Origin of the sequence: Luteimonas sp. YGD11-2 (genome assembly GCF_004118975.1) — a bacterium.
In the GTDB taxonomy this organism is placed as follows: Bacteria; Pseudomonadota; Gammaproteobacteria; order Xanthomonadales; family Xanthomonadaceae; genus Luteimonas; species Luteimonas muca.
On the sequence record NZ_CP035376.1, the window covers coordinates 12,704 to 30,517 of the forward strand.

Here is a 17,814-nt window from a genome sequence, read left to right on the forward strand (position 1 = left end):
CCCGTCCCGAATGCCGGGTGGCAACTCACAGCAACGGCGACAGCAGCCTGGCCATCGCTTCCGGCAGCCGATAGGTGAACAACGGGCGGCTGGCGACCGGCTCCACTTCGGGCGCGTCGGCGAACTCGCCCTGCAGATGCCGGTCGAGCCGGGCCGCGACGTCGCGGTCGTCGAACATCACCGCAACCTCGAAGTTGAGGCGGAAGCTGCGGTGGTCGAAATTGGCGCTGCCGAAGATCGAGATCGCGTCGTCGACCAGTAGCGCCTTGGTGTGCAGCATGCGCGGGCCGTACTCGTGGATATGCACGCCGGCCGCGATCAGCTCGTCGAAGTAGGAACGCGCCGCATGGGTGACCAGCACCGAGTCGCTGCGCTTGGGCAGCAGCACGCGCACGTCGAGACCCGCCAGCGCCGCCGAGGTCAGTGCCATCCGCGCGGCTTCCCCCGGCACGAAATACGGCGTTGCCAGCCATACGCGCCGTCGCGCCGCGTGGATCGCACCGACCTGCACGCGGTGGATGGCCTCCCAGTCCGAATCCGGCCCGGACACCACCACCTGCGCGGCGATGTCGCCGGGCGGCTGTGCGTGCGGGGTCTGGTCGGCGATCTCCTTCAGGCAGTCGCGCTGGCCGCTGGCGTAGATCCAGTCCTCGGTGAACACCCTCTGCAGCGGGCGCACCACGTCGCCCTCCAGCCGCACGTGCAGGTCGCGGAAGGCATCGTCGCGGCTGCGGTTGTCCTGTTCGTCGCTGATGTTGATGCCGCCGGTATAGGCGATGCGGCCGTCGATCACCACGATCTTGCGGTGCGTGCGCAGGTTGATCCACGGCCGCTGCCAGATGCGCCCGAAGCGCGCCGGATGGAACCAGGCGATCTCGCCGCCGGCGTCCAGCAACGAACGGAACATACGCCGCGCGCGTGCCGCCCCGACGGCATCGACCAGCAGGCGCACGCGCACGCCGGCGCGCGCGCGCTCGGTCAGTGCCTCGCACAGCGCGGTGCCGATCTCGTCGCAGTGATAGATGTAGTACTCCAGGTGCACGTGCTTGCGCGCCGCGCGGATGTCGTCCAGCAGCGCTTCGTATTTCTCGCCGCCATCGACCAGCAGCCGCACCTCGCGCGCCACCGAAGGCGCCAGGCCGCTCGCCGCCTGTCCGAGGCGGGCGAGTTCGCGTGCGTCCGCATGACCACCGAAGGCATCGTGGCTGGCGTCGAGCTGGCTGCGGCTGTTGGCGCGGCGCAAGCGGTGCCGCTTGATCTTCTGCGGCCCGAACACGTGATAGATGAGGAATCCCACGTACGGCAGCAGCGCCAGGCCGAGCAGCCAGCTCAGCGTCGCGACCGGCTCGCGCTTCTGCAGCACGATCCAGCCGCCAAGCACGACCAGGTACAGCAGCCAGCCGAGCGCGAGGACCGTGGTCAGGTCCAGTGAGGCGGCAATGGTGTCGGCAAGCGGCGCAATCGCGTCGGGCATCGAAAAATCCTCGGAGAACGGCGACACGATAGCGGCTTGCCGGTGTGCGCCACAGTGTGAGCGGCGGGTGTAACCCCACACGCAGGGGTGTTGCATGGATGTAACAGGCCGGGAACCGCGCCCCGCCGCGCCATTGCTCATCCGGGCGCGCGACGGGTGATGCGCAGGCGTTACAGGGATACAGGGCCCCAGTGCCCGGCCGGCGGATACAAGTCGTTGATTCGAAAATGAAAATTGATGTGGCACGCGGTATGCGTTGGCTGTGGGACCCGAAAGGAGTTCCGCCATGTCCCGCACCGCCACCACCGCGATCGTCACCGGCCTGCTGCTCGCGCTGCCGGGCCTGGCCTCGGCCGCCGGCGCCAGGCGCGCCGTGGACGCGCACCATGGCGAGATCACCCTGCTGCGTGATGTGCATGCGCGGCCGGCCTATCGGCCGATGCCCCCGGGCATGGCGATCATTGCCGACCCGACCCCGAACCGGGAACTGGCCCATGCCCTCGGCACCGGCGAACTGAGCGACGCCGAATTCGCCGGCCTGGCCGCGGATGCCCCGGTCACTGCGACGCGCGGCGTGGCCGTCCCTTTGGCACAGCGCATCGAGCAGCCGCTGCACGGCGTGCTCGGCGGTACCGGGCCGAACGGCGGCGCCAATGGCACCGGGAGCGCGCTGGGCGGCGCGCTCGGCGTGCCGCTCAACGCCGTCGGCAATACCACCCGCGGCATCGGCGACCACGTCAAGGGCGCGCTGGCGCAGTTCCCGATGATGGGCACCAAGGCGGGCGGCCCGTGAACCTGCCGCGCGCATTCCACCGCACGGCCGCCGGCGCGGCTGCGCTGGCGCTGTGCATTGCCGCGGTCCTGCCCCGGGAGGCGGCCGCGGACGACTACACGGCGATGCTCGGCTACCTCGCCGACAGCCGCATCGAGGACCGCGCCTTTGCCGGCGCCCAGGGTGCGATCGCCATCAACCAGGCGGCCGGCGACCACAACCTGCAGGCCAACCTGCACAGCCTTGCGCAGGGCGACCGCGCCAGCGCAACGGCCACCGCCCGCCAGTACAGCAACGATATCCGCACCCGCGGCGCGCTGCCCGACACCGCACGCGCGGTCATCGGTGGCGACGCATTCCGCGGCGCCGGCGGACTCGTTTCGATCAACCAGGCCAGCGGCGCAGCGAACGCCGAGCTCAATGTCGTCATCGCGACGCTGGCCAACCAGGGCATACGCGAGGCCGGGGATGCGTGGTTGGCATCCGCGGATCTCGCGTCGGCAGGGCCGCGGGCCCCCGCCGTGCAGGACGACAGCGACCCGGCGACGCGACACGTCGCTGTGGAGCGCACCGCCCTGCACGGGTTCGAAGGGGTCCTGCAGCTCAACCAGATCGCGGGGGCAGGCAACACCACGGACAACGCGCTGGTGATTTCCGTGCAGGCCGGACCGTGAAATTCACTTCCCAGGAACACGAAGAGGAAACACCCAGATGAACACCAACCTGAAGCGGACCGCGCTTGCACTGGCCGTTACATCGTTCGCACTGGCGGCCCACGCCGCCGAACCCTCGCTCCCATGGGCGGACGTCAATACCGCAGTCGACACCGACATCACCATCTCCGGCGACATCGAGGCCGTCGGTGAAGTGGACGTCAGTGGCGAGCTGGTGGTCGGGGGCGAGATCACCCTCAACCAGACGTATGACTACACCGACACCTACGTGCGCGACGTCAACATCGACGAGAACGTCGTCCATGACCACACGGTAACGACGAACGACGATATCTCGAACGTCATCGACAACACCACGACCAACGACATCACCAATACGGTCACCAATACCAGCACCACGACCAATGACACCAGCAACAGCGTCGATTACTCGAGCACGACCGACATCAACAACAGCGTCGACGTATCCCTGCTCGACGACCGCAGCTATGTCGAGGATCGCAGCTTCACCGAAGACCGCATCGTGCTCGACGATCGCAGCTACGACGAAGACCGGACCTACACCGAGGACCGCAGCTGGACCGAGAACCGCAGCTACGACGAAGACGTCAATGTGACGCGGGACGATACCCGCAGTTACGACGAGTCGGTCAGCCTCGAGGACAACCGCTCCTACAACGAGGACGTGTCGCTGAGCGTGTCGCAGGAGCTCGAGGTCTACCAGCGAGTGCACCAGGAGGAGGAGAACGTCAACGTCGACTCCAACATCCGCCGCGAGCGCAACGAACACGGCCGTTCGGTGTACCTGTCGAAGGATCTGTCGCTGGATTCAGACATCAGCTTCAACGGGGACATCGAACTGACAGGCGAACTCGAGGTCGACTCCGCGGCGATTGCCGTGGTCGATGGCCGCCAGACCATCGTCGACAACGAAGGCAACAACGACATGCTGGCCAACGACGCGTCGATCTCCGATGACGCGGCCTCGGGTTCGTCCGGCAACCTCGGCTTCAACGTGGCCGCGGGCGACAACAACGCCCAGGACAATGCGGCCGCGCTGTCGGCTGCCGATGCGGCCTTCAGCTTCGGCATGTCCGATGCCGAGATCTTCAACAACCAGCTCGGCGCCAACAACGCAACCGAGAACCAAGGCGTGACCAACAACGCCAACATGGGCGGCAACGCCTTCAACGGTGCGAGCGGCAACATCGCGGTCAACATCGCCGCCGGCAACAACAACGCCCAGCGCAACTCGCTGGCGGCGTCGGTGTCGGTTGCCGGTTATGCACAGGCCTCGGTGGCTTCCGACCAGGTGTCGACCGGCAACGTGACCAACAACATGGGCATGACCGAAACCCGCGAAGTCGATTCGGACTTCAGTCTGAACGGGACGATCTCCGCTGGTGATGGCGCCGAACTCGCGTACGCCGGTCGCGGCAACGCGTACCAGCAAGCACACATGTATCCGGACTCCTGGGGCGCCGACGAGAACGACGGCAACCATGAGAGTGGCCCGCGGCTGGGTCATATCGACCTCGATAGCGATATGCAGGGTGCTGTGGACAACCCGTACCAGGACGATGTTGGTGGCTTGGCCTTCGACACTGACGAGGCAGGCATCATCGACCTGTCCGAGCTCGAGCTCGATGCAAGCCTGAGTGGTGCTGGCACGTTGCTGTTCGATGTCGACGTGCAGGCAACCAACACCGCCAGCCTCAATGGTTCGGCCTTCAGCGGGGCGTCCGGCAACATCGGCGTCAATATCGCCTCGGGTACCGGCAATCTGCAGTCCAACAGCCTTGCGCTGGCGGTTGCGCAGCCGGGTGGCAACGGTGGCGGCGGCGGCGGTGAGTAGTCGAATCGCGTCCTGAGTTCCCCACGGAGCAAGTGCGTCACCCCCGGCGCCTCCCCTGTCGCCGGGGTCCCGAAAGCCCCGCTCCACTCCCCCCGGAGCGGGGCTTTCCCTTCCTGGAGTGATCGATGTCAGCCCGCACACGGATCCGCGTGCTCGTCACCAGGGTGCTCGCTGCCTGCGTCCTGTTTCTTGCCGGCAGCGGCCATGCGGTCGCCGCGGAGATCGGCTTCAGCGGCGTGTTGCCGAACGGTGCGATCTACCGCACCCCGGTCGAGAGCATGCGCGAGGCGCGCTATCGCAATCTCGTGCGCCAGCAGACCGACTACAGCTGCGGCGCGGCCGCACTGGCGACGCTGCTGCGCTACGCCTATGGCCTGGATGCCGACGAGGCGACCGTCATCGAAGGGATGATGCGCGTGGCCGACCCGGTGGTGGTGCAGCAACGCGGTTTCTCGCTGCTCGACATCAAGCGCTACGTCGAAGCCCTGGGGATGCGTGGCCGCGGTTACCGGATCGACGAATCGCGCCTGCGTTCGCTGCGCGTGCCGGCCATCGTGCTGGTCGACGTGCGTGGCTTCCGCCACTTCGTGGTGCTCAAGCAGGTGGTGGGCGACCAGGTCGAGGTGGGTGATCCGATCCTCGGCAACCGCAGTGTGCCGATGGGGGAATTCCTGGAGTCGTGGCCGTCACGGGCCGTGTTTGTCGTGATAGGGAGCGACTTCGACCGAAACACCGTGCTGCTGGAGCCGATGTCCAGGCCCAGTGCGCGAACCCTGTATGCACGGCAGGGGCCGATCACCGACGCCGAGCTCATCGACTTCGGTTTCAGCCACGCCGACCTGTTCTGATGGAGTAACGCCATGCACACCGCCACCTGGTGCCTCGCCCTGCTGCTTGCAGGCGCTCCCGCCGTGGCCGCGCCGCCCGCATCCGCTCCGGCGCGCACCCCTCTTTCCGAGATTCCCGATGCCGAACTGGGCGACATGCGCGGCCGCTACGTGGTCGGCAACGACCTGGTCGCCTGGTTCGGCGTCACCATGACCTCGGTCTGGCAGACCGCGTCCGGGCAGACCCTGCAGGGCACCCTGCAGCTCGGCATGGACTTCTCGGCCGGTGGCACGCCGACGTTGAGCTTCGAGCCCACCGTGAGCATCACCGCCGCCGATGCGCCGCTGCCGACGGCAACCGCCGGTGCCAGCGTGGACGCATCCGGCCTGGCCAATGTCTCCGGCCTGGTGCAGAGCGTGCAGGTGGCCGGTGACGACAATGCGGTGCGCAACGTCACCGCGCTGCGCGTGCGCGAAGGCGCGGCGCCGGCACCGCCGGCCGCGCAGGACGCCACCAGCCGCACCGCTTCGGCTGCCGGCATGCAGGCCAGCGCCGGAGTCGTCGACGGCGTGGCGCAGGTGCGGCTGCAGGTGGACGGCCAGGGGCTGACCACGCAGTGGCTGCGGTCGGGCAGCGCCGGGCAGAGCGTGCAACTCGCCGCCAGTGGCCAGCAGATCCACAACCAGCTGCAGATCGACCTGGTCCGGCAGAGCCTGCCGGCGACCGCCAACCTGCAGCGCGACGTGGCACAGGCCATCGGCCTGAACCGCGGCGTCGGCATCTGAGACCGTCCCGGGGGGGAACGCAGTGAACAACCAGACCTTGCATGGCACCGGCCGCATCGCGGCCGGTCTTGTTCTCGCGCTGGCCGCATCCGCCGCCGGCGCGCAGACACCGCCGCCGGCCACCGTGGCCAGCGACGCCGACCGCGCCGAAATGCGCAGGCTGATGGAGCAGCTCACGCAGATGCGTGCGGCCTATGCCCAGGAGGTCAGGCGCCTGCGCGACCTCGACATGCAGATGCAGGCGCTGCAGGCGCGTCTGGAAGGACGCGTGCCACCGGCGGTACCGCTCGCCTCGCAGGCCGCAGCACCAGCCCCGCAACCACTGCAGGCACCCGTGCAGGCGCAGGCCGAGCCTGCCGCGGCCGCACCGCCACCCGCCGAGGGCTACGCGGGTACCGCCGAAGAGGCGCGGCGCGCGCAGGAAGAGGAACGCGAAAGCCGCAGCGTGGCCGACGTCAAACAGCAGAACCAGGCGCTGTTCGACCGCCGCCTGGTGCTGGAAAACAGCGTTGCCTACACCCGCTACGACCGCAAGCAGCTCACCCTCAACGGGTTCCTGGCGCTGGATGCGATCTTCCTCGGCAACATCGCCATCGAGAACGTCGAGTCCGACACCCTCAACTACAGCTTCGCCGCGCGCTGGGGCCTCAACCCGCGGCTGACGCTCAACCTCGACGTGCCCTATCTGGCGCGGCGCACGCTCTACCAGAAGGGCGGCGCCGGCGGTGCCGCGGCCAGCATCGCCCAGGAGCGCACCAGTGGGCACGGCATCGGCGACGTATCGCTCAGTGCCAACTACAAACTGTTCAGCGAGCGCGGCATCTGGCCCGACACCGTGCTCAATCTCGGCATCACCGCGCCCACCGGTCGTGAGCCCTATGGCATCAACTGGCGCATCCTCGAGCGCGACGACGACGACTTCATCCGCTTCGCGGTGCCCGAGGAACAGCCCACCGGCAATGGCCTGTGGGCGGCGACCGTCGGCCTGTCCGCGGTCAAGACCACCGACCCGGCGATCCTGTTCGGCAACATCGGCTACACCCGCACGATGGCCGGCTCCTTCGATGACCTGGACAACAACCCGGAAACGGTGAACCCGGGCCAGGTGCGGATGGGTGATGCCTACTTCTTCGGCGCCGGCGTGGCGTTCGCCTTCAACGAACGCACCAGCCTGAGCATTTCCTTCAGCGATCGCCTCGCCGCGCGTGCACGCACCCGGTATGACGGCGACGTGTGGCGCAAGGTGATCGGCAGCGACGCCAACGCCGCGATGTTCAACCTCGGGGTGACCCACGCGCTGAACCCGAACACCACCCTGGTCGGCATCCTGGGCATCGGGTTGACGCCGGATGCGCCCGACTTCTCGCTGACCTTCAAGCTGCCCTACATGCTGTAACCGGCAGAGCGCGCCGGGATGGGGCGCGGGTGGACGAGCCGCGGGCGAGGCCGCTCAGCGCAATGCCTGCAACTGCAGGCGGTGCTTGCGGCACAACCGGTACACCGTGACCCGCGACACCCGCAACCTGCGCGCGCACTCGCTGACGTTGTAGCCGCATGCGCGCAGGGCATCCAGCACCGCCTGCCGCTCGGCGTGCTCGCGGCGGTCGTCGAGGCAGATCGCCGGCTGCAGGGTGGGGTCGGCCAGGTGCAGGTCGGCAGGGCGGATCAGCTCCTGCTCGCTCACGACCGCCGCGCGGCGCACCCGGTTGAGCAGTTCGCGCACGTTGCCCGGCCACGCGTGCTCGCGCAGCGCACGCCGTGCGTCGGCATCGAAACCACGCGCGCGCACCTGGTTGTGTTCGCGGAACTCCTCCAGCACGCGGCGTGCCAGCAGTTCGATGTCGTCACCGCGCACGCGCAGCGGCGGCATGTCCAGGCGCAGCACGTCGAGCCGGTAGTAGAGATCCTGGCGGAAGCGACCCTGTTCCACCGCCTGCTCGAGGTCGACATGGGTGGCCGCCAGCACGCGCACGTCGACATGCACCGACTGGTTGCTGCCGACCCGTTCCAGGGTGCCTTCCTGCAGCACCCGCAGCAGGCTGGTCTGGGCGTCGGCGGGCAGGTCGCCGATCTCGTCGAGGAACACGGTGCCGCCGTTGCCGGTCTCGAACAGGCCCATCCGGCGCGCATTGGCGCCGGTGAACGCGCCGCGCTCATGGCCGAACAGTTCCGACTGCACCAGCGTCGGCGACAGCGCGCCGCAGTTGACCGCCACGAACGGCCGCCAGCGACGCGCCGAAAGATCGTGCAGGGCACGCGCCGCCAGTTCCTTGCCGGTGCCGGTCTCGCCGGTGATCAGCACCGGCAGGTCCACCCGCGCATAGCGGTGCACGGTGGCGCGTACCTCCAGCATCGCGGGGCTGGCGCCGACCAGCCGGTCGATGTCGCCGGCGGTATCGGCGCGGGTACGCTCGCAGGCGGCCAGGGCCTGCGCCAGCTGTTGCGCGTTCACCGGGGACACCAGGCGCTCGCTGCAGCGGGTGAGGATGCGCTCGAGCGCCGGATGCTGCTCCACAGCACCGCTGCCATCCAGGGAGATCAGCGGCAATTCCGAGTGTGCTTCCAGCAGGCGCGCCAGCGGCGCCACCTGCTCGGCGGTGAGGGCCCGCAGGTCGACCAGGCCGATCACCCGGTCGCCGGTGCGCATACCGATGCGTGCCGGGGCATCGCCGGCCACCACCCGCAGCTGCCAGCCGGCCGCGGCCAGCATGCTGCGCTCCTTGCCGCCGGGCTGGCCGAACCAGACCACGCAGCATCGCCCCACCTCGTTGTGGTTCACGTCCATTTCCCCCGCGAACGCCGGTCCGCATCGCGTCGCCCGGCGCCGCCCGGGTGGACGCACCGGCAGGAGGTCCAACGCCGCCCGCGGGCCTGGGCGGCCACGGCGCACGCTGAACATGTTCAGGCGCGTCGCACCGGCTGAGACACCGCCGCGGCAGACTGCCGCGATGAGTGCACCCGGACCCCACGGCAAGCCGCGCATTCCGGGCAGCGGCGCGATCAAGGGCCGCGGCTCGGCATCGTGGGTGGAGGGCCGCTTCGAGCGCCGCAGCGCGCAGGCCTGCCACGACGGCTGGGACAGCCTGCGCGAGGACGATCCGACGTTCCAGCCGGCGCCGCTGCGCACCCATGTCACCGAGGAAACCGCGCGCAGCATCATCAGCCGCAACCAGTCGCCGGATGTCGGGTTCAGCCAGTCGGTCAATCCATACCGTGGCTGCGAGCACGGTTGGACATTTTACTAACTGTTCAACGGCGATGATCGACCTATCTAATTGATTACATAGCCTTATTGACATTTATCTGTGAACAGAACAGGCTGCTCCGAGCCTTCATGTGAACACGGGTATGTACAACGCGTATGTTCAGAGAGCGGTTCCGTCGGCAGCCTTGCCCGCGGACTTGCAGCTGAGAGGGGTCGGTTGGCCAGCCGGAGGCCACTTTCTCGTCTCTGAGGTCAGCGGCGAACCGATTGATGCCGTGCTGAGATTCCTCCGACATCAATACGGCTCCAGAGTCACGACTGACTTCCGCAGGTCGGCACGAAGCGTTGAATCAGGTGTCTACGACCTGAAAGATTTCTTCGACTTCCTGGATGCGAGTGGCTTGGAGTTCGAGGAAGTCCGCAACACCCAGCTCGAGAACTACCTGTTCTCGATGATTTCGCGTGACTCGCCTACGACAGGCAGGGCCTACTCCCGGGAGACAGTGCGCCGCCGCGCTTCAACGATACGAAGCTTCTACCAGTGGGCCTCGGATCAAGGAATCACAAAGTACAGGCTGGATCTAGCTAGGATCGACGCTGTTGAACGAGAGTTCCGCTCCAACTCAAATTATTTGTCCGCACCAAGGGCTCAGAAGCGGGACGCAAAAGTACGTTACATTCCGCGCGAAAAGCTGCGCCTTATCCTTGATGCGTGTGGACCACTAGTTGTTGATGCCCGCGCCGTCAAGGAAGGCACGACATCCCGCCTAAGGCTCATGTATGAATGTGCTCTGCAGGCTGGCCTAAGAAGGGCCGAGATCCCTCGCCTCACGGTTGCTGACGTGAGGGTTAGTTCGAGACTGGCTGCTGGGAGGGAGCTCCTCAATCGGGTGCCACTTGATGTGCTCGGCAAGGGCGCAAAAGTTCGGACGGTGATGTTTCCCGTTTGGATCATCGAGAACATCGCAAAGTACATTGATTGCGAGCGAGCCGAGGCAATAGCGTACAGACGCCACGCAGATCCGTCGTTCGAAGACCATGGCTTCGTGTTCGTACGCGAAGCCAGCGGCACTACTTGCGTTGGAGAGCCATTCGACGAGCGCTACCTCAGCGGACCTATTCGGCAGATTCAGATGAAACTGGGGATCAGATACGGTATCTCTGATTCGGATCAGCCGTATCAAAGACGCTATGGCGTGCATGCACTGCGTCACACCTATGCCCTCGTTGAATACTTCAGTCGCAAAGAGGCTGGTGACCCCGAACCTTGGCTATTTGTCCAGGCCCAGCTTGGTCACAGCGATCTGTCGACCACCACAGGAATCTATCTCTCGTTAGCGCGCGAATACGAGTACGAGTTCGGCCAGCTCTTGAAATCAGGCCTTGATGAGTTGAAATCAAATGGCTAAGAAGGGCCAGTCAAAGACGCGGTTTGCGCTGGACGCCGGAGAAACTGCGCAGCCAAACGCTAGCAATGAACTGCCACCTGGAGTCGCGCTGGAAGTCTTCCCCAGCATCCTTGCAATTACATTCGCTGATCAGCCAGGGATACGTTATGACGTGCGCGAGCTCGTCAAACTTGGGGGTCTCGCGCAGCCTGCTGCGAAGTCCATCGCACGAGTTCTTTCCTCAATGAAGGCCGGATCAAGTCGGCGAACAAAGTACAAGGATTTTAAGTACGGGTATCTTAAGTTTATCGACGAGTTAGATTACCCGCCTTCAGATTTAGGTAACCTAACCCAAGCACATGTAGGCGATTTCATCACGTGGCTTGGCTCGACAAGAAGTGCCCGCGATGGAGAACCCCTGACGAAAGGGAATCGCATCCACAAGTTGGGGTGTCTAAAGGAGATGCTTCGCCGGCTTTCGAGAGACGATGCAGCCATCGATGTCTCTCTGCTTGTTCCGCCAAATCCTTGGGCTACCGAACTTTGTCGTCGTAGTGCTACAGAGCCCCTAACTACAGAACAGCTTCGCAGCCTTGTCCAGCATGTCGAGAACGCGCTGCAACCCATCATCGATTGGGCAGATAAAACCTTTCCCGCAAGCCCCCGAGAAGGCAACTCGCATGCATCGTCGGTCGCCGAGGCTTGGGAAGTACTCCAACACATAGTTGATGGCAGAGGCTATGTCCCGCAGAAGCACGAGCTGCGATCAGATGTATCCATATCGGGATACCTTCGCGACCCTGCATTCCTTGACCACCTGGTCGCCCTTGCAGGACCAAACTCACGCCAAGCACATCTCGCGTACACCTATCTGCTGATCTTCACGGCCTTCAACGAGCAGCCCCTGCGAGATGTTGCACTTTGTAACATCGAGATTGAGGCGGTGATGGGGTTCAAACGAGTTCTTTTTGCTGCGGAGAAGAATCGATCGCTGGGAACCGTGCGGCGCGTGTTCCATGACGATCCTGAGGACAGGCTATCCGTCTTTCGCGTTGTCGATGTCATGAAGCGCTGGACTTCTCTTCTTAGGGCGATTGCGCCAGCAGAGATGCAGGACAAACTGTTCCTGTTCTTGCCTCGCAATCGAACATCGGCCTACCCCGTAGGAACCTTCTCAGATGTGGACACTATGGGCTCGACAGTGTTCCGGAACTGCATGAGCACTTTGAGCAAAGAGCTCGGAGACAAGTACATCGGCCCGCGATCAATACGTGCGTCGGGCGCACAGATCATCGACGACATCACCAACGGTGATCTTCCAGTGGTAGCGATAGCGATGGGCCACGAGACAATCGTTACCACCAACAACTCCTACCGATCCTCAGCAATGCGAGATCGAGATCAGATGAAGCTGGCCGGTGTGATGCTGCATCGTGAGCGCTACCTTGCATCCAATGGAAAGGTTGATCCAAGAGGGGTGCGCGGAATGATTGAGACCACCGGCGCTACCCCCGGTTGGGTCTGCATTGACAACCTGTCAAGCCCAATTCCCGGTCAACGTGATGGCTTCCCGTGTACGGCGTATCCAGAATGCCCCGCATGTCCACACGCACAGCCGCATCCCAACCAGAGCTACTTCTTGGCGCGAGCGGTTCAGCTGTTCGGGAAGATTCAAGATGCTGTCGCGCGTCAAGGCCCTAAGGCCGCGCTGGCGCGCTATGGCCACTTGCTTCCGTACCTGGCGGCGGGCAGGGAGCGCATCAGAAGCACAGAGATTCAATCGCAAGCTGCCATGATGAAGCTATCTCCGCTGCCGGACCTTGATTAATGAAGAGGTCACGGCTAGCCACCACAAAGGAAAGCTACAGCCTCTTTGGAAGCAAATGCGGTGTAGGAGAGCGAGTTTGGGATCTGCCAAACAGCACGCCGGGCAGCAAGACTTACGCATCAAAGATCATCTGGGAAACTGCACTCCCGGACGGCACCTGTTTGACCGACAAGTGCAATCAGCAGCTCCTCTGGGATATGCAGTTATTCATCGTCAGCCGGGTTAAAGACCCCCGAGGAGTAGCGCAGGCGAGCGCGGCTACCTGTGGTGCCGATGGTCGAGCGCTACGCGTGCTTGCACGCTGGATGAACCATAGAGGCCTAACCAGAATCACAGACATCACCACAAGTTTGACCTGGGACTATGTGGACTACTTATTGATGGAGCGCCAAGCCCGAAATGCAGAAAAATCTCGCGAGCAGAGGACCGCTAGGCAAGGAGCGTCTTCTAAGTTCAATGGTCTGAGTCACAGCACGGTTTGGCGGGATGTCAACATTCTGCCGCTATTGTTCCGGCAGCGCGAGGCAATGAAGGCGCTAGGTGGCGGGGCACTGGAGAGCGTGCCCTATGACGGGCGCAGCACGCTCGCTGTCGTTCGTGAGGACATTGGTCTGCGGCGGGACGGGCGCTTGATGCCTATTCCAGATGATGTGGCGGTGCCAGTACTCAACGCATCGGCCCGCCTCCTCGGTGTGCCCTCTCGGGATATTATCTCGCTACAAAAGATTCATGATGATGTGGCCTCGTTGGGCCCGGGGCAGGATCGCATCGATGCGTACCACCGGAATCGACAGCGCATCCTGGATTTCGAGTTCGGGATCCGAGAGAACGAGAAGCGGCCATGGCACAAGCCAATCACACCGCACACCAGAGTGATGCGCGACGGACGTAGCGTTCACATTAAAGAGATTCAGGCGTTACGCCGCTTGATAGTTTCGCTGCAGACCGCCTGCGTGATTGTGCTGCAAGGACTGACCGGACTGCGCGCGCATGAGCTTATTGGCATCGAGGTTGAGGAGGAACTGGTGGATGGCCTGCCAAGCTGCGTGACGTCAGATTGCAGTGGCTCAGGCGATATACGGCGCTACTACCTTACCGGACGAACCCACAAGGGGAGGGCGCGGGATGAGAAATGGCTGCTGGGCGCGTCTCTGGAAGGATCAGGATACGTCCCTCTGCCGGTGCAAGCGTTGCTGGTACTCCACGAACTGAACTCGCCATGGCGCAAGCTCGGCCAGACGAAGTCGCTGTTGATTACGTTCTCTTCGACTCGAGGATTGCCACGCCGTGCAGAGTCTGTAGGGTCGATGACCGTCTCGGCACTCAGCGTGCTGCAGAAGGAGTTCGTCGCCGAATGGGTAGATCTCACAGCTGCTAGCGATCAGTCGAAGATCGATTTTGAGAATGGCGACGCCCTCCGCCCACATCGATGGCGCACGACCTTTGCCATGTTTGTGATGCGAGTATCACCAAAGCTCATTCCAGCGCTTAGCGACCATTACAAGCACTTGAACGCCACGGTGACGGAGGCCGGCTACATCGGGACAAATCCCGCACTTCGCGATGAGATGGCATCAGCCAGGGCCCAGGCCTCCGCAGAAAGTTTGCTGCGCATGACGGATGAGAGGAGCCCTCTCATCGGGCGTGGGGCGAAGCTGTTCAGGAAGCACTCTAGGGAACTTGTTGCTGCTATAGCCAGGCAACCCGGAAAAACACAGTTTGAGCGGACGCTCTCGTACGTGGAGAGGTTGGAGCTCTACTTATACGATGCGGCTATAGGTCAGTGCTTATCGTCCTTTGCTCCGTCTCTTTCTTTCTGTAACAAGCTAGCTGGCTACGCTGGCCCGCTACGACCCTTCCCAAAGGACGAATTCAGAACTACATCGAACTGCATCAAGTGCGAGCTGCTTGTTGTATCGCAGGATCACGAGCCCTACTTCGCAGATCGAGTACGCAAGTATGAAGAGATGCTAATCCAGAACTCTGAGACTGATGAACCGACCTACCACCGCCATCTGAAGCAGCGCCTCAAGCAGGCTCGTCAGATGAGAGGTCTGATAGCGAATCCTAAAAAGGAATCGGAATGACTGGCAACGACAGTGCTCGGGCAGACTTTCTGGCTGCGCTTGGTAGATTGCGTCAGTCCAAGCCCACTCATCCCGACCTCATTCTCATGGCGGAGAAGGGCCTGCTGAAGATCTCACCAGCTTCAGTAGCGAAGGAAGCTCGGCGCAGCCGAACCCTGATCGGAATGGAGGGCTGCAAGTATCCTGATATCAGGCGAGAAGTGCTTGCATCGAAGGATCAAAGCCCGCTCCAGATCAAGAGATCTCAAGCGTTGAAGGCGATGTCGGATGAGGTCAAAAGGCTGAAGAGTGCAATCCAGGTAAAGGACACTGCGCTCGCCGTTGCCCGACTCAAGATCGCTGAGCTTGAGAGGCGACTTCAGGAACACGAGCCTCTTGATCCAAAAGTCGTGCCAATCAGAAGAAGTAGACAGGGCGGCTAGCCCTTCGAGAATCTGGCGACGTCCATCTCTGGGCTAGCCTGCCAATGAGACCGCCTATGCCGTAGCATCCCCCCGATGCTGGATGCAGGGGCCCAGGGGTGAACAACACAGCGAGTAGCACGCTTTTGACCGAGGCGGACACGTGCCGAGAACTGGTGACACCCCAGATTCAGCAGGCTGGCTGGTCCAGCGCGCCGTATAGTATCGGCGAGCAGCACCAGATCACCGACGGCCGAATCCTCCTGATCGGCGGCAAAGCCCGACGTGCCAAGCAGCGCCGGGCGGATTACCTGCTCTACTACCGGCGCGACTTCCCAATTGCCGTCGTGGAGGCCAAGGAGGCCGGTCTGCCGGCCGAGAACGGCGTCCAGCAGGCACGCGAGTACGCGCAGTTGCTGGGCCTGCGTTTCGCCTACGCGACCAACGGCCGCCGCATCATTGAAATCGACTACACGACCGGCACAGAGCGCGAGGTCGATCGCTACGCCACGCCCGAGGAGCTGTGGGCGCGCCTGAACGGTGCGAACGGGCTTCCGGCGGCGGCGCAGGCGCAATGGCTGGAGCCCTACAACCTCACGTCCGGCAAGATCCCCCGCTACTACCAGGACGCGGCCATCCGCAGCGTGGTCGAGGCCATCCTGTCCGGTCAGAAGCGGGTGCTGGCGACCTTGGCCACCGGTACCGGCAAGACCAGCGTCGCCTTCCAGGTGTGCTGGAAGCTCTGGAACAGCCGCTGGAACCGCAGCGGCGAGTACCGCCGCCCGAAGATCCTGTTCCTGGCCGATCGCAACATCCTGGTCGATGATCCCAAGGACAAGGACTTCATCCACTTTGGCGATGCCCGCCACAAGATCACCGGCGCCGATCCCAGCCAGGCGCGGGACATGTACTTCGGCATCTACCAGGCCCTGACCACATCCAGCGAGGACGTGTTCCGGCAGTACGCCCCGGATTTCTTCGACCTGATCGTCATCGACGAGTGTCACCGCGGCTCTGCCCGCGACAGCAGCAGCTGGCGCAAGGTGCTGGACTACTTCTCGGCGGCCACGCACTTCGGCATGACCGCCACCCCACTGCGCGAGGAATCCCGCGACAGTTACGAGTACTTCGGCAACCCCGTCTATACCTACAGCCTGCGACAGGGCATCGAGGACGGCTTCCTCGCGCCCTACCGGGTGCATCGCGTCATCACCACGGCCGATGCTGCCGGTTGGCGTCCGAACCGCGACGAACTGGACCGTTACGGCCGCGAGATTCCGGACGAGGAATACCAGACCAAGGACTTCGAGCGGGTCGTGGCCCTGCGTGCGCGCACCCAGGCAATGGCCAGGCACCTGTCCGACTTCATGCGCGGTACCGACCGCTTCGCCAAGACCATCGTCTTCTGCGTGGACCAGGAGCACGCGGCCGAGATGCGACAGGCGCTGGTGAACCTCAACGCCGACCTCGTGCGCGACTACCCGGATTACGTGTGCCGCGTGACCGCGGACGAGGGCGCCATCGGCCTTGCCCACCTGCACAAGTTCAAGGATGTCGATGAACCGACGCCCGTCATCCTGACCACGTCCCAGCTGCTGACCACCGGCGTGGATGCCGAGATGGTCAAGAACGTGGTGCTGGCCCGGGTCGTCGGCTCGCGGCCGGAGTTCAAGCAGATCATCGGCCGCGGCACCCGCCTGCGCGTGGACTACGGCAAGGAGTTCTTCAACATCATCGACTTCACCGGCACCGCGACCCAGCACTTTGCGGACCCGGACTTCGACGGCGAGCCGGCGCGCATCGAGCAGGTCACCATCGACGATGAAGGCGAGGTGGTCGAGAAGGAACTGAGCGAGACCGACCCACCGCCCGAGTACCCGGAAGTCGAATCCGAGGACGATCCGGAAATCGCCGGCGTCATCAGTGAGGAATCCGACGAACCGCGCAAGTTCTACGTGGACGGCGGCAAGGTCGAAGTCATTGGCCATCTGGTCTACGACCTGGATGCCGACGGCAAGAAGCTCCAGGTGGTGCGCTACACCGAGTATTCGGCCCGGACCGTGCGCTCGCTGTTCCCGAACCGCGACGAGCTGAAGTCGAAGTGGGCCAGCCCGGACACCCGCATCGAGGTGCTGCGCGAGCTAGCCGAGCGCCACATCAGCTTCGACGAGCTGGTGGCCTCGACCGGCCATCAGGACGCCGACGCCTTCGACCTGCTCTGCCACCTGGCGTGGAACGCGCCGCTCCTGACCCGTCGCCAGCGCGCCGAGCAGGCGCGCAAGCACGCCGAAGACCAGTTTTCGAAGTACGGCGACACCGCCCGCGATATCCTGCGTCTGCTGCTCGACCGTTACGTCGAGCGCGGCGTGATCCAGTTCAACCGCCTGTCGGACCTGTTGAAGGTGGACCCCTTTGACCGCTACGGCACCCCTTCCGAAATCGCAGACCGCCACTTCGGCGGCGTGCCCGCCTTGCGCGAGGCCGTCACCCGACTACAGGCGACGCTGTACCAGTAAG

At 64.0% G+C, this 17,814-nt stretch carries 13 protein-coding genes and 1 pseudogene; 12 read left to right on the plus strand and 2 right to left on the minus strand.

Features of this window, described 5'->3' with window-relative positions; translation table 11 throughout:
• Positions 1-25: 25 nt before the first annotated feature.
• Positions 26-1,474 carry a cardiolipin synthase gene (gene cls, locus ERL55_RS00065; protein ID WP_129134610.1) on the minus strand — a complete coding sequence of 483 codons (1,449 nt, stop codon included), beginning with the start codon at positions 1,472-1,474 and terminating at the stop codon, positions 26-28.
• 286 nt (positions 1,475-1,760) lie between these two features.
• Between cls and ERL55_RS00070 the strand changes: the two genes are divergently transcribed.
• The 6 genes from ERL55_RS00070 (at position 1,761) to ERL55_RS00095 (ending at position 7,784) form a co-directional block, all read left to right on the plus strand.
• The gene (locus ERL55_RS00070) at positions 1,761-2,267 is read left to right on the plus strand and encodes a hypothetical protein (RefSeq protein WP_129134611.1); all 507 of its coding nucleotides are present in this window, start codon (positions 1,761-1,763) and stop codon (positions 2,265-2,267) included.
• Positions 2,268-2,311: 44 nt separating this feature from the next.
• A complete protein-coding gene (locus ERL55_RS00075) occupies positions 2,312-2,920 on the plus strand; it encodes a hypothetical protein (RefSeq protein ID WP_129137116.1) in 609 nt (202 codons plus the stop codon).
• A 37-nt stretch (positions 2,921-2,957) separates the two neighbouring features.
• Complete coding sequence (locus ERL55_RS00080) at positions 2,958-4,775, plus strand: adhesin (protein WP_129134612.1); 1,818 nt, start codon at positions 2,958-2,960, stop codon at positions 4,773-4,775.
• 125 nt (positions 4,776-4,900) lie between these two features.
• Positions 4,901-5,623: a C39 family peptidase gene (locus tag ERL55_RS00085; protein WP_129134613.1), complete on the plus strand. Its 723-nt coding sequence runs from the start codon at positions 4,901-4,903 to the stop codon at positions 5,621-5,623.
• Positions 5,624-5,635: 12 nt separating this feature from the next.
• A complete protein-coding gene (locus tag ERL55_RS00090) occupies positions 5,636-6,388 on the plus strand; it encodes a hypothetical protein (RefSeq protein ID WP_129134614.1) in 753 nt (250 codons plus the stop codon).
• A gap of 79 nt (positions 6,389-6,467) precedes the next feature.
• Positions 6,468-7,784 (plus strand): hypothetical protein, encoded by a 1,317-nt coding sequence (locus ERL55_RS00095; protein WP_343132725.1) that lies wholly within the window; start codon positions 6,468-6,470, stop codon positions 7,782-7,784.
• A gap of 54 nt (positions 7,785-7,838) precedes the next feature.
• On the opposite strand, the gene ERL55_RS00100 is transcribed toward ERL55_RS00095, so the two are convergent.
• Positions 7,839-9,098, minus strand: a complete 1,260-nt coding sequence (locus tag ERL55_RS00100; RefSeq protein WP_241685902.1) for a sigma-54 dependent transcriptional regulator — start codon at positions 9,096-9,098, stop codon at positions 7,839-7,841.
• A gap of 238 nt (positions 9,099-9,336) precedes the next feature.
• On the opposite strand from ERL55_RS00100, the pseudogene ERL55_RS00105 reads away from it, so the two are divergent.
• The 6 genes and pseudogenes from ERL55_RS00105 to ERL55_RS00130 form a co-directional block, all read left to right on the plus strand.
• Positions 9,337-9,661: pseudogene (locus ERL55_RS00105) on the plus strand (hypothetical protein); the annotation flags it as partial.
• A gap of 207 nt (positions 9,662-9,868) precedes the next feature.
• Positions 9,869-11,002, plus strand: coding sequence for a tyrosine-type recombinase/integrase (locus ERL55_RS00110; RefSeq protein ID WP_164972071.1), 1,134 nt, complete (start codon positions 9,869-9,871; stop codon positions 11,000-11,002).
• Positions 10,995-12,809 carry a hypothetical protein gene (locus ERL55_RS00115; protein WP_129134618.1) on the plus strand — a complete coding sequence of 605 codons (1,815 nt, stop codon included), beginning with the start codon at positions 10,995-10,997 and terminating at the stop codon, positions 12,807-12,809. The genes ERL55_RS00110 and ERL55_RS00115 overlap by 8 nt, the downstream gene beginning before the upstream one ends.
• Complete coding sequence (locus ERL55_RS00120; protein ID WP_129134619.1) at positions 12,809-14,896, plus strand: hypothetical protein; 2,088 nt, start codon at positions 12,809-12,811, stop codon at positions 14,894-14,896. Before ERL55_RS00115 ends, ERL55_RS00120 begins: the two co-directional genes overlap by 1 nt.
• On the plus strand, positions 14,893-15,318 hold the full coding sequence (locus tag ERL55_RS00125) for a hypothetical protein (protein WP_129134620.1): 426 nt from the start codon (positions 14,893-14,895) through the stop codon (positions 15,316-15,318). Before ERL55_RS00120 ends, ERL55_RS00125 begins: the two co-directional genes overlap by 4 nt.
• Before the next feature lie 155 nt (positions 15,319-15,473).
• Entirely contained in the window at positions 15,474-17,813 is a 2,340-nt protein-coding gene (locus ERL55_RS00130) for a DEAD/DEAH box helicase family protein (RefSeq protein ID WP_241685791.1), read from the plus strand.
• Position 17,814: the final 1 nt, after the last annotated feature.

What these genes read in the sequence shown, in the direction of transcription:
- ERL55_RS00100 (WP_241685902.1), bottom strand. Translation starts at nt 9,098, where the DNA reads ATGCTGGCCGCGGCCGGCTGGCAGCTGCGGGTGGTGGCCGGCGATGCC.
- ERL55_RS00115 (WP_129134618.1), top strand. Translation starts at nt 10,995, where the DNA reads ATGGCTAAGAAGGGCCAGTCAAAGACGCGGTTTGCGCTGGACGCCGGA.
- ERL55_RS00125 (WP_129134620.1), top strand. Translation starts at nt 14,893, where the DNA reads ATGACTGGCAACGACAGTGCTCGGGCAGACTTTCTGGCTGCGCTTGGT.
- cls (WP_129134610.1), bottom strand. Translation starts at nt 1,474, where the DNA reads ATGCCCGACGCGATTGCGCCGCTTGCCGACACCATTGCCGCCTCACTG.
- ERL55_RS00090 (WP_129134614.1), top strand. Translation starts at nt 5,636, where the DNA reads ATGCACACCGCCACCTGGTGCCTCGCCCTGCTGCTTGCAGGCGCTCCC.
- ERL55_RS00070 (WP_129134611.1), top strand. Translation starts at nt 1,761, where the DNA reads ATGTCCCGCACCGCCACCACCGCGATCGTCACCGGCCTGCTGCTCGCG.
- ERL55_RS00085 (WP_129134613.1), top strand. Translation starts at nt 4,901, where the DNA reads ATGTCAGCCCGCACACGGATCCGCGTGCTCGTCACCAGGGTGCTCGCT.
- ERL55_RS00120 (WP_129134619.1), top strand. Translation starts at nt 12,809, where the DNA reads ATGAAGAGGTCACGGCTAGCCACCACAAAGGAAAGCTACAGCCTCTTT.
- ERL55_RS00080 (WP_129134612.1), top strand. Translation starts at nt 2,958, where the DNA reads ATGAACACCAACCTGAAGCGGACCGCGCTTGCACTGGCCGTTACATCG.